Raw genomic sequence first — 6,437 nt, 5'->3', positions numbered from 1 at the left:
TAAAAAAACGCTAGCTTTGATAAGCTAACGTTACAAATTTTTTAAGAAATAATTTTGTTTTTCAAAATTCCAAATGGCCGTAATTGAATGGGCTGCGCCAGCACGGCATCCCAGCGCGCGGCCAGGAGCTCGCGGGACAGGCCGGCGCCGAGCTGCTTGCGCAGATGCCGGTGCGGCCGGCCGCGCAGCGCGTGCACCCGCATGCCGAACTCGCGGTCGAGCCCGCCCATCGTGTCCACGCTGGAGAAGACCTCGTCGCCGCGCTCGAGCAGGAACCGGTTCGCCTCCGGCCCGGACATGATGGTGAACCGCTGGTTCAGCGCCCGGATGCGGTAGACCGGACCGATCCGGGCGTGGGTGTCCACGAAGAACCCCTGGACGTCGCCCATCATCCGCAGGGCGTTGCCGAGCACGGGCAGTCCGGGAGCCACCGGCGGCGGGGTCAGGGTCATGGACCTTGCATACGCGGCGGGCTACAGCCAGTGCAATGCATCGGCACCCGGAAGATTCCCGGGCATCGACGACCGGCCGGCGTTCCGCCGCACGATGACGTCCATCCCGGCCGGCGTCACCAGCGACTTGTCGAAGGTGAGCACGACCAGATCGCGGTCGTCGCTCACGTGCACCACCCGCCACCGGCTGCTCAGCGGGCGCAGCAGCCCGGAACCTCGCCAGACGAACCGGTCGCCGGAGAAGCGGTCCACGCCTGCGATGACCCGCGAAGCACCGGACCGGGTGCGGTAGCGGACCTCGTCCCGCAGGACGAGCGGGTCCTCGGCGAGCAGGGTGTAGGTGAACGTCGGGTCGAGGCGCCGCCCGGAGAGCCACATCGGGAACGTGGTCGCGGCCACCCGCCACGTCCCGGGCAGCACGTCTACAAGCAAGTGTCGTCCAGGTCGAGCAGCAGGGTGTCACCGCTGGCGACCAGGTCCAGCCACGGCCCGGTGCGGGGCAGCTCGTGCGTGAAGAAGTACCGCGCGGCCAGGCGCTTGCCGTCGTAGAACGAGCCCTCCTTGCCGTCCGCCGCGATCGCCTGCGACAGCCACATCCACGCGATCACCAGGTGCCCGGCCGCGTCCAGGTACGGCGTCGCGTTGGTCAGCGCCTTGTTCGCGTCGCCGGACGCCCACACCAGGCGCGTCGTCTCGAGCAGCCGGTCGAGCCCGGCCTCCAGCGTCGTCGCCATCCAGGTCAGCGACGGCGGTGCGGCGGCGATCGTGGCCCGGACAGCCGTCTCCAGCGCCGCCAGGCCCGCCCCGCCGCGCATGGTGACCTTGCGGCCGAGCAGGTCGAGGGCCTGGATGCCGTCCGTACCCTCATGAATGGGGTTGAGGCGGTTGTCGCGGTAGAACTGCTCGACCGGGTATTCGCGCGTGTAGCCGTACCCGCCGTGCACCTGGATGGCCAGGTCGTTGGCGCGCAGGCACCACTGCGACGGCCACGCCTTGACGATCGGGGTGAGCACGTCGAGCAGCAGGTCGTCGTCCTCGTCGACGAGCTTGGCGGCGTAGAGCACCAGGGCCATCCCGCCCTCGGCGTAGCTCTTGGCGGCCAGCAGCATCCGGCGCACGTCGGGGTGCCGGATGATGGGCACGGGCGGTGCCGAGGGGTCCTTCCCGCCGGGTGGCCGGCCCTGGCGCCGATCCCTGGCGTACGCGAGCGCGTGCAGATATCCCGTGTACCCGAGCGCCACCGCGCCGGCCCCGACGCCGATCCGGGCCTCGTTCATCATCTGGAACATGATCGCCAGGCCGCTGCCCTCGGTGCCGACCAGATGACCGGTGGCACCGTCGAAGGCGAGCACCGCGTTGGTCGTACCCCGGTAGCCCATCTTGTGGTTGAGCCCGGCCAGCGAGACCGCGTTGCGGTCGCCCACCGTGCCGTCCGGCGAGACGTGATGCTTGGGTACGACGAACAGCGACAGACCCTTGACCCCGGCCGGCGCGCCGACGACCCGGGCCAGCACCAGGTGCACGATCGTCTCGGTGAGCTCGTGATCGCCGCCGGAGATCCACATCTTGCTGCCGGTGATCCGGTACGTGCCGTCGTCCTGCCGCTCCGCCCGCGTGGTCACATCGCTGAGCGAGGACCCGGCCTGCGGCTCGGACAGGCACATCGTCCCGGTGAACCGGCCCTCGAGCATCGGCCGCACATAGGTGTCGACCTGCTCCGGCGTGCCGTGCGTCATGATCAGGTGCGCGTTCCCGACGGTGAGCATCGAGTACGCCGACGTCGCGACGTTGGCCGCTTGGAACCACGCGAAGGCGGCCCGGCCGACCACCATCGGCAGCTGCATTCCGCCGACCGACTCGTCGAAACCCCCGGACAGCAGCCCGGAGTCGGCCAGCGCCCGCAGCGCCTTGCCGACCTCGGGTTGCACCGTGACCGTGGTGCCGTCGAAGGTCGGCTCCTCCAGGTCGTTGCGCCGGTTGTGCGGGGCGAACTCGCGCTCGGCGAGCTGCTCGGCGAGGTCGAGCACGGCGTCGAAGGTCTCCCGCGAATGCTCGGCGAACCGCGATCTGCTGGTCAGCGCCGTCACGTCGAGCCACTCGTGCAGCAGGAAATCGAGGTCCCGGCGGGAGAGGATCAGCGACATCCGTCGAGGGTCTCACATTTCCTTGAGGCGACTCTTGCGTACCTTGCCCATCGGGTTGCGGGGTAGATCGTCGACCATCCGGACCACCCGGGGCCGCTTGTGCGCGGCCAGCCGCTCGGCCACGAAGGCGATCAGCTCGCTCTCGCCGACCGGGTCGGCCACCACGAAGGCGGTCACCTGCTCCCCCAGGTCGGGGTGCGGCGTCCCGACGACCGCCGCCTCGCGCACCGCCGGGTGCAGCAGCAGCGCGTCCTCCACCTCGCCGGCGCCGACCCGGTAACCACCGGTCTTGATCAGGTCGGTGGAGGCGCGGCCGACGATGCGGTGGTTGCCGTCGGCGTCGATCGTGGCGATGTCGCCGGTCGGGAACCAGCCGTCCTCGGCCAGCCCGGGCGGCTCCACCGTGCCGCCGCGGAGGTACCCGTCCAGCAGCGTGGGCCCGCGCACCTGCAGGTGGCCGTCCTCGCCGGCCAGCCGGGTCCGCACCCCGGCCAGTGGCGTGCCCACGTGTCCGGCCAGGCGTGGGCCGTCGGCGCGGGCGCTGACCGTGATCAGGGTTTCCGTCATGCCGTACCGCTCGACGGGGGCCTGACCGGTCAGGGCGGAAAGGGCGTCGAAGACGGGTACGGGCAGCGGCGCGCTGCCGGACACCAGCAGGCGGGCGGTGCCGAGCGCTCGGGCGGCGGCCGGGGCGGCGCAGATCCGCGACCACACCGTCGGGACGCCGAAGTAGAGCGTGCCGCCCGCGGCCGCGTACCCGTCCGGGGTGGCCTTACCGGTGTGCACCAGCCGCGACCCGACGCGCAGCGCGCCCAGCACGCCGAGGACCAGCCCGTGCACGTGGAAGAGCGGCAGGCCGTGCACGAGGGTGTCGGCGGCCGTCCACTGCCAGGCCTCGGCCAGCGCGTCGAGGTCGGCTGCGATCGCGGCGCGGGAGATCACCACGCCCTTCGGCGGGCCGGTGGTGCCGCTGGTGTAGAGCACCAGCGCGGGCTTGGAGGGCGGCGGCTCGGGCGGAACGGCGCCGCGGCCGGCCCGGGAGACCGGCAGGACGGGCAGGCCGCTCTCCCCGGCCGCCGCGGGCTCGTCCGAGAGCATCAGCGTGGCGCCGCAGTCGGTGAGCAGGTGGGCGCGTTCCAGCCGGCCCGCGTCCGGCGGGACCGGCACCACGGGTACGCCGGCCAGCAACCCGGCGGTGACCGCGACGACCGTGGCGGCGGTCGGAGTGGCGTGCACCGCGACGGCCGGCGCACCGGCTATCCCGGCGGCGACCGCCGCGGCCCGGCCGAGCAGCTCGTGCCTCGACAGCGTCGCGTCGGGGCAGGTCACCGCGGCGGTCAGGTCGTCCGCGGCGGTCAGCGAATCAAGCAGCGCCATGCGGACACGCTAATGCCCGCGTCAGCGGTCGCCCGCCTCCGCGTCGGCCGGGGCCTCGACCGTCTGCTCCTGCTGGTTCTGCTGGTTCTGCTGGTTCTGCTCCGCGCCGGCCAGCTGGTCTGTGCCGGCTCGCTGGTCTGTGCCGGCCCGCTGCTCCGTGCCGGGCCGCTGGGCGGGCACGAATCCGTTCGGCATGTGCTCCGGCGGGCGCGGGCCCTGCTCGATCGCCGCCGGCGGCTCCGGGGCGGAGTGCGCGGGCACGGGCTCCAGCTCGCCGGTCACCTGCGGCTGGTCGACCCACAGAGCGCGCAGCTGCCCCTGCATGAAGGAGGTGAGCCGGCCGCGGTACTCCCGATCGAACACCTCGAGCGCCTCGATCTGCTGCTGCAGCGCCTCGCGGCGGGCGCCGAGGCTGCCCACCAGGTCGTCGTGGCGCAGTTGGGCGGCGGCCTTGAGCTGGTCGGCGGCGTTGCGGGCCTCGGCGGTGATCGCACCGGCCTGCTCCTGCGCCGCGGCCAGGATCTTGTCCGCGTTCTGCTGCGCCTCCTCGGTGCGGGCGCGGGCGTCGCGGGCCATCTGCTCGGAGGCCTGACGGGCCTCGAAGAGCACCTTGTCCGCCTCGCGCCGCACGTTGTGCGCGTGCACCTGGGCATCGCGGGCGATCTGCTCGGCGGCCGCCTGAGCGTCCGTCCGGATCTTGTCCGCCTGGTGATGGGCGGTGGCGACGTGCTCCTCGGCGGTGCGCTGGGCCATGGTGAGGACCTGAAGCGCCTGGTCGGGGAACCGGGGGTTCTGCTGCTGAGCGACCATGGCGTGCTCCGACGTCTCGGTCTCGGCTGGTGTTCCGAGCATTACTTTGACCCGATCCTTCATGCGGTTGTCCGTCATCGGAGACCTCCGTGCGTGCCGACTCATGGGCGCCGTGCCCATGCGATCGAGACCCGTGTCATCGAGACCTCCGTCCCGTGGCTGTCCCGGCTGAGGGTGAGCCGGCTCACCGGCCGTGACCGCGGAAGGCTACCAAGCGCAACGACTCGGTCGCGAGGGGCCGAACGACCGAGACCTTCAGCCGTGCAGAGGCAGCGCTCGGCCTGCACGTCCGAGTCGTACTTGGGGTCGCAGACCACGAGAAACCCTCATTACACACAGTCCGGAACAGATCACGCACCGGCGAACACTTCGCTCAGGGCACCCCATTAGCGCCCCACGGACCGGCGTCCCGGCGCACACCGTGTCCGTCCACCGCGTCCCCTGTGGACGGAGTCGGCGGGAAGGCCCGGACTCCCCCGAAAGTGAAATCACATCGGACACGAAGTACGTCGATCCTGTGTCACCGCGTGGCTACGGTGCGATGCCGTAAAGAGCGGCAAGACCGTCGATTGGAGCGAAGCGTGTCCACCATCCGCCGCCGCGTCGTCCACATGCTGGCGCTGCCGGTCGCGGCGGTGCTGGCGCTGCTCGGCGTCATCACCGTCGTCGAGGTCGGCGCCTACCGCAGCGCGGGCGCCTCGGAGCGGGCGGTCACGCTGGTGCTCTCCGTCCAGGACCTGGTGCAGGAGTTGCAGACCGAGCGCGGTCTCACCGCCGGCCTGCTCGGCGGCAACGTCGGCTTCCGCGCGGAGCTGGCGCCCGCGCGGCAACGCGTGGACGACAAGCGGGCAGCCGTCGAGCGTCTGGTCAGTGCCGGCGGGAAGGCCGGGGCCGGCGGCACGGCCGAAACTCGTGTCTCGGCGGCCCTGCGCCGGCTCGACGGCCTGGCCGCAGTCCGCGCCGGCACGGACACCGGCGCGGCCGGACGCGCGCCCACCTTCAGCTTCTACACCGGGCGGATCGCCGATCTGACCGATGTGGACTACAACCTGGACAGCTCGGCGGACAGCCGCCTGCGCCGGGGCGTCGAGGCGTTGCAGGCGCTCGGCGACGCGAAGGAGGCCACGGCTCAGGAGCGGGCGTTCCTGAACGGCGTGTTCTCCGCCAGCGGCTTCGAGTCCGGCGAGTTCCTGCGGTTCATCACGATGCGGGCGGCCAAGGACGCCGCGCTGGCCGCGTTCCGGCGCTACGCCACCCCCACCCAGCAGCAGGCCCGGGACTACGTGCTGAACACCGGTGCGGCGCAGACCGCGGCGTACTTCGAACAGGTCGCCCTGAACGCCGGCGACGGCCGCAACCTACAGGTCAATCCGCAGTCCTGGTGGTCGGCACTGACCACGGTCCTGGACGACATGCAACGGCTGCAGCAGCACGTCGGGTCGGTGATCCGGGCGCGCGCCGAGACGTTGCAGGACCGGGCGACCGCCCGCATGGGTGTGCTGCTCGGTGTCGTGCTGGCCTGTCTCGCCGGTGCGGTCTATCTGGCCGTGGTCGCCTCCCGCTCGATCGCCCGGCCGTTGGCCGTGCTGGCCGCCGAGGCCAACCGGATGGCCGGGGAACGACTGCCCGAGGCGGTCCGCCGGGCCACCGCCGG

General features: G+C 71.7%; 6 protein-coding genes. 1 reads left to right on the top strand and 5 read right to left on the bottom strand.

Annotation, left to right across the window (positions count from 1 at the left end):
- Nucleotides 1-41: 41 nt before the first annotated feature.
- The 5 genes from AB0M20_RS21135 to AB0M20_RS21115 are packed head-to-tail and all read right to left on the bottom strand — an operon-like array spanning nucleotide 42 to nucleotide 4,861.
- On the bottom strand, nucleotides 42-452 hold the full coding sequence (locus tag AB0M20_RS21135; protein WP_364300555.1) for a cytochrome P450: 411 nt from the start codon (nucleotides 450-452) through the stop codon (nucleotides 42-44).
- Between the two features lie 21 nt (nucleotides 453-473).
- Complete coding sequence (locus tag AB0M20_RS21130; RefSeq protein WP_364300553.1) at nucleotides 474-872, bottom strand: hypothetical protein; 399 nt, start codon at nucleotides 870-872, stop codon at nucleotides 474-476.
- A gap of 2 nt (nucleotides 873-874) precedes the next feature.
- On the bottom strand, nucleotides 875-2,596 hold the full coding sequence (locus AB0M20_RS21125; protein WP_364300550.1) for an acyl-CoA dehydrogenase: 1,722 nt from the start codon (nucleotides 2,594-2,596) through the stop codon (nucleotides 875-877).
- Nucleotides 2,597-2,608: 12 nt separating this feature from the next.
- Nucleotides 2,609-3,973: an AMP-binding protein gene (locus tag AB0M20_RS21120; protein WP_364300548.1), complete on the bottom strand. Its 1,365-nt coding sequence runs from the start codon at nucleotides 3,971-3,973 to the stop codon at nucleotides 2,609-2,611.
- A gap of 21 nt (nucleotides 3,974-3,994) precedes the next feature.
- Nucleotides 3,995-4,861: a hypothetical protein gene (locus tag AB0M20_RS21115; RefSeq protein ID WP_364300546.1), complete on the bottom strand. Its 867-nt coding sequence runs from the start codon at nucleotides 4,859-4,861 to the stop codon at nucleotides 3,995-3,997.
- Nucleotides 4,862-5,364: 503 nt separating this feature from the next.
- Between AB0M20_RS21115 and AB0M20_RS21110 the strand changes: the two genes are divergently transcribed.
- The coding region (locus AB0M20_RS21110; protein ID WP_364300544.1) for a nitrate- and nitrite sensing domain-containing protein at nucleotides 5,365-6,437 on the top strand (1,073 nt) is incomplete at its 3' end.

Source organism: Actinoplanes sp. NPDC051633 (genome assembly GCF_040681735.1).
Lineage (GTDB): Bacteria > Actinomycetota > Actinomycetes > Mycobacteriales > Micromonosporaceae > Actinoplanes.
The sequence above is the reverse complement of the archived record's forward strand: the minus strand, read 5'-3'. Positions and strand labels throughout refer to the sequence as shown.